13 protein-coding genes and 1 pseudogene are annotated in these 13333 nt (G+C 52.0%); 7 read left to right on the top strand and 7 right to left on the bottom strand.

Features of this window, described 5'->3' with window-relative positions; all coding sequences use genetic code 11:
• Positions 1-50: 50 nt before the first annotated feature.
• Positions 51-521 (top strand): DUF2188 domain-containing protein, encoded by a 471-nt coding sequence (locus L6H98_RS23445; protein WP_236420070.1) that lies wholly within the window; start codon positions 51-53, stop codon positions 519-521.
• A 110-nt stretch (positions 522-631) separates the two neighbouring features.
• Here L6H98_RS23445 and L6H98_RS23450 read toward each other — a convergent pair whose 3' ends face one another.
• Positions 632-1351, bottom strand: a complete 720-nt coding sequence (locus tag L6H98_RS23450; protein WP_236420072.1) for a YitT family protein — start codon at positions 1349-1351, stop codon at positions 632-634.
• 690 nt (positions 1352-2041) lie between these two features.
• Here L6H98_RS23450 and L6H98_RS23455 point away from each other — a divergent pair.
• The 4 genes from L6H98_RS23455 (at position 2042) to cysK (ending at position 5451) form a co-directional block, all read left to right on the top strand.
• Positions 2042-3079: a nucleotide-binding protein gene (locus L6H98_RS23455; RefSeq protein ID WP_236420074.1), complete on the top strand. Its 1038-nt coding sequence runs from the start codon at positions 2042-2044 to the stop codon at positions 3077-3079.
• Positions 3076-3315, top strand: coding sequence for a hypothetical protein (locus L6H98_RS23460; protein WP_236420076.1), 240 nt, complete (start codon positions 3076-3078; stop codon positions 3313-3315). The genes L6H98_RS23455 and L6H98_RS23460 overlap by 4 nt, the downstream gene beginning before the upstream one ends.
• Before the next feature lie 361 nt (positions 3316-3676).
• Positions 3677-4063, top strand: a complete 387-nt coding sequence (locus L6H98_RS23465; protein WP_236420078.1) for a hypothetical protein — start codon at positions 3677-3679, stop codon at positions 4061-4063.
• Between the two features lie 452 nt (positions 4064-4515).
• Complete coding sequence (gene cysK / locus L6H98_RS23470; protein ID WP_236420079.1) at positions 4516-5451, top strand: cysteine synthase A; 936 nt, start codon at positions 4516-4518, stop codon at positions 5449-5451.
• Here the strand turns inward: cysK and L6H98_RS23475 are convergent.
• On the bottom strand, positions 5448-7415 hold the full coding sequence (locus L6H98_RS23475) for an ATP-dependent DNA helicase (protein WP_236420113.1): 1968 nt from the start codon (positions 7413-7415) through the stop codon (positions 5448-5450). The two genes, cysK and L6H98_RS23475, sit on opposite strands and share 4 nt — an antisense overlap.
• Before the next feature lie 205 nt (positions 7416-7620).
• Here L6H98_RS23475 and L6H98_RS23480 point away from each other — a divergent pair, with 205 nt between their 5' ends.
• Positions 7621-9219: a catalase gene (locus L6H98_RS23480; protein WP_236420114.1), complete on the top strand. Its 1599-nt coding sequence runs from the start codon at positions 7621-7623 to the stop codon at positions 9217-9219.
• Between the two features lie 212 nt (positions 9220-9431).
• On the opposite strand, the gene L6H98_RS23485 is transcribed toward L6H98_RS23480, so the two are convergent.
• From L6H98_RS23485 to L6H98_RS23495, 4 genes and pseudogenes are all read right to left on the bottom strand, one after another.
• Positions 9432-9992 carry a zeta toxin family protein gene (locus L6H98_RS23485; RefSeq protein WP_236420081.1) on the bottom strand — a complete coding sequence of 187 codons (561 nt, stop codon included), beginning with the start codon at positions 9990-9992 and terminating at the stop codon, positions 9432-9434.
• A complete protein-coding gene (locus L6H98_RS23490; protein ID WP_236420083.1) occupies positions 9973-10185 on the bottom strand; it encodes a hypothetical protein in 213 nt (70 codons plus the stop codon). Before L6H98_RS23490 ends, L6H98_RS23485 begins: the two co-directional genes overlap by 20 nt.
• 66 nt (positions 10186-10251) lie before the next feature.
• A pseudogene (locus L6H98_RS31285) lies at positions 10252-10338 on the bottom strand (RNA polymerase subunit sigma-70); the annotation flags it as partial.
• On the bottom strand, positions 10318-10977 hold the full coding sequence (locus L6H98_RS23495) for a hypothetical protein (protein ID WP_236420085.1): 660 nt from the start codon (positions 10975-10977) through the stop codon (positions 10318-10320). The gene L6H98_RS23495 and the pseudogene L6H98_RS31285, both read right to left, overlap by 21 nt.
• A gap of 336 nt (positions 10978-11313) precedes the next feature.
• On the opposite strand from L6H98_RS23495, the gene L6H98_RS23500 reads away from it, so the two are divergent.
• Positions 11314-12666: a right-handed parallel beta-helix repeat-containing protein gene (locus L6H98_RS23500; protein ID WP_236420087.1), complete on the top strand. Its 1353-nt coding sequence runs from the start codon at positions 11314-11316 to the stop codon at positions 12664-12666.
• A gap of 133 nt (positions 12667-12799) precedes the next feature.
• On the opposite strand, the gene L6H98_RS23505 is transcribed toward L6H98_RS23500, so the two are convergent.
• Positions 12800-13003, bottom strand: a complete 204-nt coding sequence (locus tag L6H98_RS23505; protein WP_236420089.1) for a hypothetical protein — start codon at positions 13001-13003, stop codon at positions 12800-12802.
• Positions 13004-13333: the final 330 nt, after the last annotated feature.

The raw sequence follows: 13333 nt of genomic DNA on the forward strand, positions 1-13333 counted from the left end.
CCCATGCAGGGTAATATATCACTAACCGCTATTGCAGAGGAGGAAACGATATGCCTTGGAACAAACGGGATTACCCTGTATCGATGAAAAATTTGAAACCGCGCGTGAGGCATAAAGCCATCGAGATTGCCAACGCCCTGCTGGATGAAGGATATGACGAAGGCCGCTCCATCGCCATCGCTACGGCAAAAGCAGAGGAATGGGACGCGAATCATCCAGCGGATGAACATTCTGCCTCCGATTCGGACAGGCACGGCCACCCTTCAGGAAACTCCCGCGCCTCTTCCGGACAAGGCCATTCCGAGCCCGTCTCTTCTTCCAAGAACCATGCCAACATTCATGTCGTTCCGAACGACGATGACGGCTGGTCCATCAAAAAGGAAGGAAAGGCGCAGCCCCTTTCCACGTACCGCACCAAAAACGAAGCGCTGAAGGCCGCACGCGAAATGAGCGGCAAACAAAGCATTCGGGCGATTATCCATAACCGGGACGGCCAGATTGCTGCATCCTTCCGTGCATGACCGATGGTTCGGTTCGCTCGCCTTTGAACCAAAAAAGTCCTTTCGCTGCCAGACCGGCGAGCAAAAGGACTTTGTGATTTTCGCATGGTTTGCGAATCATCCAATATAAATTAATGCGTGACACCTCTTGCTATGGTAGGACGCGGGGCCGAAGCGCCGGCAACCGCTTTGGGTGCGGATGGCACAGGTCGTTTGACCGCCGAAGTCGTGACCGTTTGAGGCGTACGAACAGTAACTACGAAAGTGATGACTTTGCTGGCAATCCATACGGCCAGAATCGTGAAGAGCGTTTCTTTGACCGGCAGGAAGAAAAGCGAGAGCAACAGCACGACGGCGTCGCTGACAAAAAATACCGTACCGAGCTTCCAGCCTTTCCAGCGGCTGACCAGCACGGCCAGAATGTCGTCTCCACCCGTGGCTCCGCCAAAGCGAAGCACGATTCCTGCACCGATTCCCGTCAGCAATCCGGATAGAATTGCGGGAATCCACAGATTGCCGTTAAATGAAATAACCAATGTGGAATAACGTTCGAATCCGTCGTAGAACAGGGAAAACGCAGCAGCGCCTATCAGCGCTTGAATCATGAATTTCCAGCCTTTGATGAACCAGGCCAGAATCATGACGGGTATATCGAGCAGCAGTATGCCCACCGCAGGCGATAATCCGGTTGCGTATTTAGCTAGCAATGCCAGACCGACAAAGCCGCCTTCCGATAATTCGTTTTGAAAATTAATGTGATAATAAGCAAACGCCAAAATAAAGGTTCCGAGCAGCATGAGGAGCATTTTCCCCGCTTCTGCCCTGATGTGTTGCAACGATGTTCTCTTCATTCAGAATCCCTCGCAGTTGGTATAGGTTGGTGTAAACCGACCGTACCCTGCAAAAGGCAAGTCTGGAAGGAAACATCGTGTTCATCCTTCGACTATTCATTCCAATCCCCTCTTTCGCAGAGTCAGCCGTTTGACGACGGTGATTTACCCTGCAGAGGAGCTAAGTGTAAGATAGATCGTAACGTTTCCAGATCATCCTTGGGGAGCTTATCCTTCGGGAGCTCATGGTATCCTGATCCTTTCTGCCAGTTTGTTGTTAACGGGCTGAGTTCGTGAAGTGAACCGTCTAGACGTTCTGTTCATTTTCCCACCGCTAACTAGCTTGTTATTTAATTATATAACACCAGCGAAGCTTGGTCTAAACAGACTTCCTCGCAAAAAACAGCCTTATTCCACTCTGTTCTGCCTAAGAAGCCGAATCCTTGAGCCAATGCAAGACAATCTTGCTAATGGTTCATCTTGCTCCTTCATTCTATGACATGAACCGGCTTCTAGAACTGTCCAGTCACCTAACCGCTGCAAATTGGGGCATTTTTTTATTTTAGGCAAAATTCACTGGAATCCTTTCGCGTCTCCACATACACTGTAACAAACGAAAACCGGCGCCTCGCCAAATATTACCAGCCTTTCCTAACTATTTATGGTATAATGTAACAATTCACTCCAATACCGTTTAAGCGAGGCGTATCCATGAAAACGTTCAAGCCAAGAGTATTTATTGGCTGCTCGCTGGAAGCGAAGCCGGTTGCAGCCGCCGTGCACGAAAATTTGCGTTTCTCTGCCGAAGTCACTCCCTGGTTTTCCGGGGTATTCCAGCCCAGCAGCTATACCATGGACGATTTGGAAGCCGAGGTCCGCACAACGGATTTTGCCATTTTTATTTTTCATCCGGATGACATATCCAAAATACGCGGCAAATATTATGCTTCCGTCCGTGACAATACGATGCTGGAAATGGGCTTGTTCATGGGCCGGTTAGGCCGCAAACGTATTTTTTTCATTCTTCCCGAACATATTACGGACAGCAAGGACGATACGAAGGTCGAGGGTCTGCGGATGCCTACCGACCTCTTGGGATTGAACCCGTTAACGTACGAAATCCGCTCCGACGGCAAATGGGCTCCGGCCGTGTCCGTCGCCTGCTCGAAAATCGCCGACAGCATCGAGGAGCAAGGACGCTGGAGCGATCCCGAACTGGAGAAGCGTTTAGCCGAATTGAAACAAACCGAGAGCGAAGCCCGGATCCAGCTGCTCAAGCTGCTGCGCTTCTTCAGGGAATTGCTGCGTTCCCGCAGGCCCGATCCGGCCATGCTGGAACGCATGAGCGATGCACTCCGCACCGCTTTTGTCTCCCATCCCCCTTTTGCCGTACGCGGCACGGCGATCTACCGCAAGGATGATCAGGGGTATATCGAACAATTGTGCGGAAATGTTGGAGAGCCGGGCAGAAGATACGATTTGACGGCCAACGACGACAAACCGCCTGATGATCCGAAGCGAATTTTGGTTATTGATTGTTATAAAGAAAATAAAATCAAGATCAATCTGTTTGACGATTACCTTGAGAAAGAATATTTGCTATGCTATCCTGTAGCCAAGAGGTATGTAATTACGGTGCATATCATTGGGCATACGGAAGCAGACGAGGCCGTTTTTCAGCAAATGGACATACAGAACCGTCAGCTGTTCAACGCCATCAACGATTTATTAGGAGGCGAACCGGAATGAAACCGGAAATGAAAAAAATAAGCAAACGCTGGGGCAGCGAAAAAAAAGTACGCCTCAGTTCTGCGCACGATTCATCACGGCCGGTTCCGGAACCCAAGGAAAAGGATAAGGATCGCTTCCACAAGCCAGCCGTACCGCTTACGACCATCGGCCCTTCCCTCAAGGGCAAAGAACGGCCTTACAAGGTCATTCTGGAAAAAGAAGCTTTATACGAAAAGCCGCAATATTTGGCTTAACGCTGCTAGAGCAACGCTGCCGTCTGTTCGGCAGCTTGGACCCGCCCCGTCTCCGGACAGGGCTTTTTTGTTTTTACCTTCGCGGTCGAAATCATGCCTTTGCATCTGCGCGATGTGGTCCGCACTTTTCGTTCGTTCCAGGTCTTCTATGCTTAGATTGCCTGCAACCCCCGCAAATTATACCCACATTTTGGAGAGGCCCGTCCCTTTTTCGCAGGCCTCTTTTGGGCTCCCGCCAATTCGGCGCCATATTTTTCCGCTTGTTTTTGGGTATGCCCCCTGCATATATTGAATATAATATAAGAACGTACGTTCCGAATATAATATTAATTCCGATTTCAGGTTAAGGAAGTGAAGGCGCATGCCCCTCCCCTCCTCCGTTCCCTCCCCTGCGGACGAAGACCACCATCTGGTCAAAAGCATCGTCGTGCGCACGCTGCTGCTGGATGTGCTCGAGCGCGATATGCGCACGCTGGGCACGCTGCCGCTGAAAATGCCCGAGGTCTACGTCCTGTCCCTGAAGAAGGTGCAAAATGACGTGCTGCGAGAAATGCAAGCCTTGCGCAAGCGGATGCGGAAGCGCGGCGTCAAAATTTTCGCGGAAAACCGTCAGGTCCAAGGCATTGAAGCATTATATTTATGCCGGGGATACCAACAGAGATTCTATATGTTATGGTCATTTGCGCGCAGCGAGGTCAAAAAAGAGTTAAGCCTGCATCTTAACGTCGATTTGACGCAGACAGAATAGTTCATTCTCTCTCTTGATCACGATGATTGAAGTGGACTTCGGTGCAAAACAGGTTGACCTTGTCAGGAAGGGTTCATTAAGATGATAGATAGACCGTAAAAAACATACACACATTAGCGGAGAGGCAGAACCAATTTGAAGAAGCGAAGCGTTCTAAAAGCTTTCTGAAAGAAAGCTGCTTCGGAAGCATAGGCTTATCACCGGATTTTCCCTTGAAAAAGGGGATTCGAAAAAATCTGGGGATAAGAGCGATCGGAAGATGGTGCTGCACTCGTAGTGGCCTTGTGTGATTGATTAGTCCGGTTTATATAGATGTAAACGAAACCTTCCATCCATTCATCTGATTTCGACCCCAAATGCAGCTAAAGCACAAACAGGCCCGTCCGCCATTGGCGAACAGACCTGTTTGCAAGAAACGATGTTTGGGTGAACCTTCAAGGAGCTGGACCAACGTGAACCTACCTGTTAACCCTAAAGGCGTGGCTGCCAATGTCACCGAATTGATCGGCAACACCCCGGCCGTGAAACTGAATCGGCTTGCCGGGCCGGAATCGGCCGACGTCTACGTCAAGCTGGAATATTTCAATCCGAGCGGCAGCGTCAAGGACCGTGCCGCCTATAATCTGATCGCCCAGGCCGAGAAGGCCGGGCTGCTGCGTCCCGGCGCAACCATCATCGAGCCGACCAGCGGCAATACGGGCATCGGCCTCGCCATGAACGCGGCGGCGAAAGGCTACAAAGCCATTCTGGTCATGCCGGACAACATGTCCATGGAGCGCATCAACATTTTGAAAGCCTACGGCGCACAGGTCGTGCTGACGCCTGCGGCCGAGCGCATGCCCGGCGCCATACGCAAAGCGAAAGAGCTGCACGCGGACATTCCGGGCAGCTTCATTCCGCAGCAGTTCGAGAATCCGGCCAACCCGGACATTCACCGGGTTACGACCGCGCCGGAGATCATGGCGCAGATGGGGGGCCGGCTGGACGCGTTCGTTGCGACCGCAGGCACGGGCGGCACGATTACCGGCACCGGCGAGGAGCTGCGAAAGCAGCTGCCCGCCATCCGCATCTACGCGGTCGAGCCGATGGGCTCACCCGTGTTGTCCGGCGGCGAGCCAGGGCCGCACAAGCTCGTCGGTACCAGTCCGGGCTTCGTGCCGGACATCCTGAATACCGACGTCTGGGATGCCATCATCCAGGTGTCCGACGAGGACGCACTGGAGACGATGCGGCAGCTTGCCGCCCGCGAAGGGCTGCTGCTCGGCCCTTCATCGGGCGCTTCGGTCTGGGCATCCCTGCGCATCGCGCAGGAGCTTGGCCCGGGCCGCCGCGTGCTTTGCATTGCGCCCGATACCGGGGAACGATATTTGAGCACAGGTTTCTTTTAAACGGAACGGGGCAGTACTGTCCATTCCACCCCTTCGGGAAGCAGGGCCGCGATGCGGTCCTTGGCTTCCTTTTTGCTGTGCAGCGTTTCGTCGAGAATGGCCGCCATGCCGGAGTCGGAGCTCGTCCGGATCAAACGTCCCAATCCCTGCTTCACCCGCAGCAGCATATACGGCAGATCGATCTCTTCGTACGGTGCGGCCGACGCTGTGCGTTTGGCGTTAAACACAGGATCCTGCGGCGGATAAGGGAGCGACCAGATGATGACGTTCGACAGGGACGGTCCCGGAACATCCAGCCCTTCCCACAGGTTTACCGAACACAGCACGCTCTCTTCGTCTTCCTGGAAAGCGGCGATGAGATCACTTATTTCGCGATCCCCTTCAAACATGAATCGCAGCCCGGAAACTTCCGGCATGCTCGCGATGTCCTGCTTGAACGTCCGCAATTCCTCCATCGTCCGGAACAGAATCAGCGCGCGACCTCCGCTTTGCTGCAATAACGAAACGGCATCTTGCATGCGGTGCGCATTTTCAGGTTGTCCCGGGGCAGTCTCAGCGGCAATGCGCATTTGCATTTTGTCCGCATATTCATACGGCGAAGCGACCGAGAAAGACACGAAATCGGAGATGCCAAGGCTGTCCGCGACGTACCGGAACGATCCGTCCACGGACAGCGTTGCGGAGGAGAACACGATCGGCATGTTTTTGTTGAACACGCGTTCGTTCAAAATCTCCTTCACCGTGCGCGGCATGATTGACAGCGTCGTTTCCTCGTCGTTTTCCTCTGCCCAGCAAATGTAGCCGTCCTGCTTGCGGAACAGCGACAGCGCCGTTTGGATCATATCCAGATGCTCCTCGACGACGCGCATTTGATAACCGTCCAGCGAGAAGAGGCCGCTCTCGAACACGAGCTCTTCCCCGATGGCATCCAGCACGCTCGTCAGGCGTTCAATCGCTGCCAGCAAAGGCGCGTCCACGCGCACTTCTTTACGGTCCGACCCCGGAATGGCTACCGTGCTGCGATCCAGCAAAGCAAACAGCTGCTCGCTGCTCTCGATCGCTTCGTCGATGCGCTCCGCGAGCGATTCGCGGATTTCGCCTTCCAGCAGGCGGGTCACCAGTTCCTCGAAGATGCGATGTTTCAATTTATAGCTCAGCGCGTTCAGCGCAGCTTCCTCCAGCAAATGCCCTTCATCGAACACCACCGAACTATGATCCGGAAGCAGCGGCAGTTGACCCTCGCGTTTGCGCGCTTCATATGTCCACACATGCTCCATGTAATAATCATGGGAACAGATAATGATATCGCGCGATCGGCGGTAATGGTCACGAGATAACGTCAAGCCGCAGCGCTGCCGTTTGGGACAGACAAAACAGTCCTGGAACGGGTCCCAGTTGATTTTGCTCCACTGGCGGTCATTCAGGTGCGGATATTGCTTGCGATCCCCGTAAGGATGAAACGCCTGCAGCGTGCCCGGCGAGTTGACGAAATCCGGCAAGCTGTCGTGCACGTCCTCAATCACCGGCGCGTCCTCATCCGCGAACCGCACTGCGCTCAATTTGTTCAAGCAGATGTATTGGTCGGGCGATTTGCCCAGCCTTGCATCCACCTGCAAATCCAGATGGCGCGCCAGCTTTTCGATATCGCCACCCGGTTTGACGAGCTGTTCGATCAGCGATTCGTCCGCGCAGGCGATGACCGCAGGTTTGCCCGTATACCGTGCATAACATACGGCGTAGAGCAGGTACACGAGCGTTTTGCCCGTACCCACGCCGGCTTCGGCCATAATCGTTTTTTTGTCTCCGTACGCCCGCTCCAGCTGGTATGCCATAAAAATCTGCTCATCCCGAACCTCGAAGCCGGCCTCCGGCAAAATATCGTAAAACACATCGGCAACCCATTCCCCGAGCCGGGGAACGAACGATTCTGCCGGATCATATGCAAAAGGATAACGTTGTTCCATAGCCAATCCCGTGTCAGCCTCCATTCTTATACAAGCGGTCTGGCGGAACGGATTCCGTTTCAAAAAAAAGACCGCTAGGCAAAAGTTAATTATCTCATGTCAGGCGCAGGCTGACAAGGTGTTTTTGTCTCCATTATGCATAGAACCACCGATCAGGGAAAATCTATACGGGAATCCAATGTCAGGAAAGGTGGGTTTTTCCATCATGAAAGAACATCATCCCCCTTCAGTTCAGTTTACCCCATCCGCAAACGACAGCGACACATTAACGAACCGGCAGGGCCATCCCGTCACGGACAATCAAAACGTGCGCACCGTGGGCCGCCGCGGACCGACAACGCTGGAAAATTACGATTTTCTGGAGAAAATCACCCATTTCGACCGCGAGCGCATTCCGGAACGGGTCGTTCATGCGAGAGGCGCCGGAGCGCACGGCATTTTCGAGGCTTACGGCACCGCCGGGGACGAGCCGATATCCAAGTACACAAGGGCACGCCTCTTTCAGGAGAAAGGGAAACAAACGCCGGTGTTTGTGCGTTTCTCCACCGTCATTCACGGCGGGCATTCGCCCGAAACGCTGCGTGACCCGCGCGGGTTCGCGGTCAAGTTCTATACCGAGGACGGCAACTGGGACCTGGTCGGGAACAATTTAAAAATCTTTTTCATCCGCGATCCGCTCAAATTTCCGGACATGGTTCATGCCTTCCGGCCCGATCCGCTGACGAACGCGCAGGATATGGAACGATTCTTCGATTTTATATCCCTTAGTCCCGAAGCTACACACATGATCACGTTTGTTTTCTCCCCGTGGGGCATTCCGGCAAACTACCGCCAGATGCAGGGCTCCGGCGTGAATACATACAAATGGGTCAACCAGGAGGGCGTCGGCGTGCTCGTCAAATACCATTGGGAGCCCCTGCAGCAGGGGATTCGCAACCTGCTGCAGAAGGAAGCGAGCGAAATTCAGGGCATGGATTTCAACCATGCCACGCTGGATCTCTATCACGCCATCGAGCGTGGAGACTATCCCGAGTGGGAGTTGTGCGTGCAAATCATGGAGGACGACTATCATCCGGAGCTCGACTTCGATCCGCTTGATCCAACCAAGCTGTGGCCGACCGATCGGTTCCCGTTCCTGCGCGTCGGCAAAATGACGCTGAACCGCAATCCCGAGGATTATTTCACCGAGGTCGAACAGGCGGCGTTCGGCACGGGCGTGCTGGTCGACGGGCTTGATTTCTCGGACGACAAGCTGCTGCAGGGCCGCACCTTCTCCTATTCGGATACCCAGCGGCACCGGGTCGGCACCAATTATTTGCAGCTGCCGATCAATGCGCCGAAGACACCCGTAGCGACGAATCAAAGCGGCGGACAGATGCAGTACCGCGTCGACCGTGCCCCGGGGCAAAACCCGCACGTGAACTACGAGCCGTCCTCCCTCGGCGGGCTGAAGGAGGCGACGCAGCCCGGCAAGGAGCATGAACCGCTGGTCGAAGGGCGGCTTGTCCGCGAAAAGATCGACCGCACGAACGATTTCGGCCAAGCCGGGGATACGTATCGTGCGTTCGAGGATTGGGAGCGCGATGAGCTCATCGGCAATCTCGTCGGCGCGCTGGCGAAGTGCAAGCCGGACATCCGCGAGCGCATGATCGGCTACTTCACGCAGGCGGACGCGGATTACGGCCGCCGCGTGGCCGAAGGCTTGGCGTCGGTGCCGACCGACGACAGCGCCACCGTTCAGCCGAAGCGCTCCGCAGCCGCCGAACAGGCGGAGCAGCGCGGTCGCGAGGCCGACCGGTATTGACCTGAAAGAAGCCAGGCGGGCTCCCGGGCATGCCTGCTTCGGCAGGCACGGGGCGTTGTCGCTGGCTTCTTCTTCCCCCTGGATGCACGCAGCCGCCGGCTGCCCGGCTTTAGGGGGATTTTTTTTGCAAGTACAACGTACGATGTCAAAAAATAAACCAATGACGATCGATCCCGATTCGAATTGGTTTATTTTTGTGCTGTATATGTAATTTATAATTGTCTATCGATGATTCGGGCCCATTCAGGCAATTCGTTTGTATAATATTTTATCCCACTTTGATCTGACCCAAGAATCATCTCGCCATCGTGTTTACTATTATCAACAACAATTAACTGATCAATAAGATCTAAGTGAGATAACAGATTATTCATACTTGTTACATGGCGTCTAACAATATCCTCGGTTTCAATATGATGACCACCATTCTTCACGCGCAAAGCCACACGTTCAATATTAAGTCGAACATCCCCTAGTCCCACATAAAACATCATGATTTCAAAGCCTTGTTCCTTTGCGGCTCTCATCTGCCTTATGACGTTGCCACCCGCTAAAGTGGTTTCCACAGTGAAGTCCCACTTATTTCGGATACATTCCCTGGCTATTCGGATGGCTTCTTTCCCAGCAGATACTTTGCTCTTTTCAGGATGTCCATGATTCATTCTACGGGCGAGTGCATCCGGATCAATGTTTATACTTACCCCAAGCCGGTCAACAATCAAGTTACGAATGGTGCTCTTACCGCTTCCATTATTACCGGCAAACACAAACATCGTTGCAGTTGTCTAATTCATGAGTAAAGTCCTGTTCATTCATTTTCTCAATCTTACCCGTACTATATTCTCTAACAATTTGTCCCTCAGTTGTCTTATATACTACATATGTCCCATTTGCTTTAGCATCCAATTTTGCACGGTCACCTGTCAGTCTGATTAATTTGGCAAGATCCTGCGTAAGGTCCGTCATATAGAAACACCTCATTTTCACTTTTATTTGGAGTATACCACAGTACCACATTCTATATCTGCCTTCACTCTCAATCGCTTTAATCAATCCTATCGTGCCGATGGAAATCAGGTCTTCTATTTCTTCGCTGGTTTACCAACATTCTTTGATGATTTCTACAAGATGAGCGAGCGTTGTACCATCCGTTTGATCCGTGAAGACTTTCATTTCATCCGTTTGGCCTTGGAACGCAGCGAGAACATAGTTTTCATCCACGATATAGTAGGTGGCATATCTGGTGAAGGAGTATTTGTCTTGTTGGGCCGGAGCTGTTCCTTTTTTCACCGAAACGACAATGTTCATGCCTGGCTTCCAATCAGGTTCAACGCCCTTGAAGTCCGCATTATAAAATAATTGAACGTGCCCTTCCACCTTCTCTCCCACAATCGTTTCCCGAACGTTTACGTTATAAGACACAAATGTAGGCTGGTATGGTTCGCCCCCTTGCTGCCGCTCCTTTTCTTTCAAGTCAGCTTCGGGAGTTCCGGGTTCTGCCGTTAAATCAACCTGAAAATCCGCGTCCCGCTGCAGAACTTCGGCAATAATGACCGCATCGGAATAATCCAGTATTTCGTCGAAAGGTACATCCCTCATCTGTATATTACTGGGATATCCTGTGGAGAAAGGATACTCCTTGCGCAGTTGTTGCATTCTTTCGTCTGAAAGACGGGGTGGCACATCTGGAACGGTTGAACAACCTGACACAATCAGGAAGGAAATGATCATCCACATGGTCCATCGAATCTTTTTCAATAGGCCCTCCTCCTTTACTATCATCGATTCGCCGTTTGTCCGATCATACCTCCCTATGGGGAGTCGTTGTTTTGTACTTTGACTCACCTCGCCGTGTATCATTCTCAAGTTCAAACCGGAACAGCCAGGGTAATGACAGCACAAATCACATGCAAAACCCGGAAAAAATACGTTCAATCCAGCTGATGAAGCGTTAAAAACAAACGATAACCCGAGTAGGGGAATGGTTTCTGTATACCTAATCAAATGATTATTTATGGTAACGTTTACAACATTTACGATAAATATGTGCCGCAGGTGCTTGCCGCACATATTCCATCCAAGGAGGTTTTTGCCATGAATATCGTTTCCGTTTCGCCCACATCCCGTGACCGCTCATCTGCCCATCGCTCGTTGAAAAAGAAAATGACGCGTTTCTGCCTGGGTGCCGCCCTGCCTCTATTATTAATTAGCGGTGGAACGGCAGGTGCAGCTGACCTGAATCCGCCAACGTTGGCTGAGCCCTCCGCCATCGCTCAGGTGCTGGCCGCCGGGGATTTATATGTCGCGCCGAACGGCCTTGCCAGCAATCCCGGCACGTTGGACAGCCCCACGTCCTTGGCGAATGCCTTAACCCAGATCGCACCTGGCAAAACGATCTATTTGCGCGGCGGCACGTACAGCTTTTCCGAAACGATCACGATCCAGCGTGGCAATAGCGGCACGTCCGGGCAGCGCAAAGGGCTGGTTGCCTACGGCTCGGAGAAGCCTGTCCTCGATTTCTCGGCACAATCGTTCGGCTCCGCGAATCGCGGCTTGCAAATGTTCGGCGATTATTGGTTCGTCAAAGGACTTGAAGTGAAGGGAGCCGGAGACAACGGCATCTTCATCGGCGGCAGCTACAACCGGTTGGAGCAGATCGAAGCGCATCATAATCGCGACACAGGCATCCAGCTCGGACGTTACGCTTCCACCGCAGCAACGAGCGAGTGGCCGGCATACAACGAAATCATACGTTCTTACTCCCACGACAACTACGATCCGGACGATGGCGAAGATGCCGACGGTTTTGCGGCCAAGCTGACCGTAGGCCCGGGCAACGTGTTCGATGGCTGCATCGCGGCCTACAATGTGGATGACGGTTGGGATCTGTACAGCAAAACAGACACAGGCCCCATTGGCGCTGTGACGATCCGCAACAGCATCGCCTACAGCAACGGCGCAACTTCCGACGGTACATCCACCTCCAACAGCGACGGCAACGGCTTCAAGCTGGGCGGCGAAAAAATCGCTGTAAACCATATTGTCGAGAACAGCATTGCGTTTAACAACAAAAAACACGGCTTCACCTATAACAGCAATCCCGGTTCCATTACGATGAAAAACAATACGTCCTGGAACAATGGGCAGAGCAACTTTGCCTTTGACGTCGGCACCCATATCTTCACGAACAACCTGTCCTTCCAAGGCGGCGCCAGCGACAAAACAAGCGGAACGGATGTGGACAGCACCAACGTATGGTGGAAAAACAAAAAAAGCGTCAACGCCAAAGGACTGCTCGCAAGCGTGGACGATTTTGTCTCCCTGACACCGTCCGTCACCCGCGGCAGCGATGGCACGCCTGTGCTGGGTAATTTCCTGAAATTAGCCACCGGCAGCGACCTGATCGGTTCGGGTACTCCTTCGGGTACGAATATCGGTGCCAGGTAGGCGAAGTAAAGGCATAAATTAAAAACAAAGTCCCCTTCCCCATGCCAGCCTAAGCGATGGTTATGGAGAAGGGGATTTTTGAGTTTTCACATATAATCTGGACTTACTCACGGTTTGCACAATAACGTGATCATCAGCCTTCCAGCTGTGGAAAATCCTGCTCGAGTGCCACGTTTACGTACATGGACATGGATGTAGACTGACCAATCAAATCTACCAGTTGCTCCAAAGAATTATATTCGTTTTCCACGAGCTGTGTCTTGCAGTTTTGCTCATATCCGATTTCCGTCGAATAATCTCCAGATTCGGATTGTTCAGGGTAAATTGATTCATCCAACCTTAGATTCTCGTCAAACAACTCCTCAATCAGATGGATATGTTTTCCTTCATGGTAAAGTCACCTTAGAAAAGTAAAAATCAAGAGAAGAAGTGGATGGAATTTTATCGAAAAATCCGCTAAATCTGATTGCAATGAGGAAATATAATATATTGAGGGGGTAGCATATACAATTTTTTTACTGTGGATTTTAGAATTAATAAACAAACATATTAGTACTTTGCTTATAACAAAAACTATATGCTATTTACTCAATTCTTAAGCTATAATTAGGCAGTAAAGAAGAATTTTCAAGTAATAATTGTACATAATTAAAAAAGGGTGATACTG

Origin of the sequence: Paenibacillus sp. JJ-223 (assembly GCF_927798175.1) — a bacterium.
Taxonomy (GTDB): Bacteria; Bacillota; Bacilli; order Paenibacillales; family Paenibacillaceae; genus Paenibacillus; species Paenibacillus hubeiensis.

What these genes read in the sequence shown, in the direction of transcription:
- L6H98_RS23445 (WP_236420070.1), top strand. Translation starts at nt 51, where the DNA reads ATGCCTTGGAACAAACGGGATTACCCTGTATCGATGAAAAATTTGAAA.
- L6H98_RS23450 (WP_236420072.1), bottom strand. Translation starts at nt 1,351, where the DNA reads ATGAAGAGAACATCGTTGCAACACATCAGGGCAGAAGCGGGGAAAATG.
- L6H98_RS23455 (WP_236420074.1), top strand. Translation starts at nt 2,042, where the DNA reads ATGAAAACGTTCAAGCCAAGAGTATTTATTGGCTGCTCGCTGGAAGCG.
- L6H98_RS23460 (WP_236420076.1), top strand. Translation starts at nt 3,076, where the DNA reads ATGAAACCGGAAATGAAAAAAATAAGCAAACGCTGGGGCAGCGAAAAA.
- L6H98_RS23465 (WP_236420078.1), top strand. Translation starts at nt 3,677, where the DNA reads ATGCCCCTCCCCTCCTCCGTTCCCTCCCCTGCGGACGAAGACCACCAT.
- L6H98_RS23475 (WP_236420113.1), bottom strand. Translation starts at nt 7,415, where the DNA reads ATGGAACAACGTTATCCTTTTGCATATGATCCGGCAGAATCGTTCGTT.
- L6H98_RS23480 (WP_236420114.1), top strand. Translation starts at nt 7,621, where the DNA reads ATGAAAGAACATCATCCCCCTTCAGTTCAGTTTACCCCATCCGCAAAC.
- L6H98_RS23485 (WP_236420081.1), bottom strand. Translation starts at nt 9,992, where the DNA reads ATGTTTGTGTTTGCCGGTAATAATGGAAGCGGTAAGAGCACCATTCGT.
- L6H98_RS23490 (WP_236420083.1), bottom strand. Translation starts at nt 10,185, where the DNA reads ATGACGGACCTTACGCAGGATCTTGCCAAATTAATCAGACTGACAGGT.
- L6H98_RS23500 (WP_236420087.1), top strand. Translation starts at nt 11,314, where the DNA reads ATGAATATCGTTTCCGTTTCGCCCACATCCCGTGACCGCTCATCTGCC.